The organism is Streptomyces lushanensis (assembly GCF_001700515.1).
GTDB lineage: Bacteria > Actinomycetota > Actinomycetes > Streptomycetales > Streptomycetaceae > Streptomyces > Streptomyces lushanensis.
In genome coordinates this window covers 1-1,781 of record NZ_MAUD01000664.1, presented here as the reverse complement: position 1 = coordinate 1,781, position 1,781 = coordinate 1, and the positions used below count along the sequence as shown (strand labels likewise).

Genomic DNA, 1,781 nt, shown 5'->3' with positions numbered 1-1,781 from the left:
GCCCGGACCCCGTCCGGCAGTAGCGCGCCGAAGGTCGTCGGCCGCGAGGCCGTCCCCACTGCCGTCCGTCCTGACCAGCAGCAGGGCGACGGCCGGTACCCCGTCGCGTGGCTCCGCATCACCGCCCCGCACCGCACCACCCCCACCGCGCACTCGTGGTGCATCTGCGGACGCGACCTGTTCGCCGCCGGCCACGCCCGGGTGCTCGCCCTGATCGAAGACCACACCGCCCACCGCCTCCTCTGCCCGCTCCGAAGCCCCCAGGAAGAGAGGAACGCCGCATGACTGCGGACCTGTGGGACGACGTGGCGCCGCCGGACACCGAGGACACGCAATCAGCAGTGTGGGACGAGCCGGTACCGCTGACCGGGAACCGAATGCTGCGCGACTTCCCCTCCCACGCCTTCCCCGCCTGGCTCCGCGAGTTCACCGAAGCCGTGGCGGAGGAGACGCAGACTCCGGTGGATCTCGCCGGGTGCGTCGCCCTGTCCGTCCTGGCGACAGCGGCAGGGGGCAGGGCCGTGGTCCACGTCCGGGGCAACTGGCGTGAGCCCACCAACCTGTTCACCGTGGTCGCGCTACCGCCGGCCAACCGGAAGTCCGCGGTCTTCGACCTGCTCACCGACCCGGTCTTCGAAGCGGAGAAGCGGCTCAAGGCCACGACCGCACCGACCATCGCGGAAGCACAGATGACCGCCCGCATCGCCAAGGAAGCAGCCGAACGCGCCGCCGCCAAAGCGGCATCCGCCGAGGCCGGCCAGCGGGACGCGCTCGTGCAGACGGCTGTGGACATGGCGCAGACCGCTGAATCCGTGACGATCCCGGTGGAGCCGCAGCTGCTCGCGGACGACGCCACGGCGGAAACCGTCATCTCCCGCATGGCAGAACAGGGCGGACGCATCTCCGTCATGTCTGCCGAGGGCGAGATCTTCGACATCATCGCCGGACGCTACTCCGGAGCCCCCAACATGGGCCCCTTCCTCAAAGGCCACGCTGGGGACCGGTTGAGGGTGGACCGGCAGACCCGCAAGGAGTACATCGACCACCCCGCCCTGACCATGGGCCTGTGCGTCCAGCCACAGGTCCTGGACGACATCGGCCGCATCAAAGGCGGGCGCGGGCGCGGACTGCTCGGACGGTTCCTGTACTCCATGCCCGAATCCATGGTCGGCCGCCGCAAGTCCGCCCCCGACCCCATCCCCGCGGCCGTCCGGGCGGCATACGCGCAGCGAATCATCGACCTGACGCTGTTCCTCGCCGACTGGACCGATCCGGCGGTACTTCAGCTCACCCCCGACGCGGACAGCGCCCTCCTGGCCTTCCAGGACCGCGTAGAGCCCAAACTCGCCGCGCGGGGAGGGGCGTTCGGGCACATCAACGACTGGGCGGGAAAGCTCGTCGGCGCCACCGCCCGCATCGCCGGACTTCTCCACCTCGCCGAGCACGGCACCAACGCCCACACCCGCCCCGTCACGGCTGACACCGTACGCGCGGCCATCGAACTCGGGGAGTACTTCGCAACCCACGCCCTCGCAGTCTTCGACCGCATGGGAGCAGATCCCACCGTCGCCCGCGCCACCACCGTGCTGGAGACGCTGCGCCACCACGACGGGACGGACATCAGCAAACGCGACCTGCTGGTCAAGCTCTCACGCTCCGAGTTCGCCACCGTCGCAGACCTCGAACCATCCCTCGCTCTCCTTGAAGACCACGGATGGGTACGCGTGCAGCCCGTCCAGCGGACCGGCGGACGCGGCCGGCCACCCTCCCCCCGCTACCAC

2 protein-coding genes are annotated in these 1,781 nt (G+C 70.4%); both read left to right on the top strand.

Annotated elements, in window-relative coordinates; genetic code table 11:
• The coding region (locus BFF77_RS32225) for a hypothetical protein (protein ID WP_066957107.1) at positions 1 to 285 on the top strand (285 nt) is incomplete at its 5' end.
• On the top strand, positions 282 to 1,781 hold a 1,500-nt coding region (locus BFF77_RS32220; RefSeq protein ID WP_066957105.1), incomplete at its 3' end, for a YfjI family protein. The genes BFF77_RS32225 and BFF77_RS32220, both read left to right, overlap by 4 nt.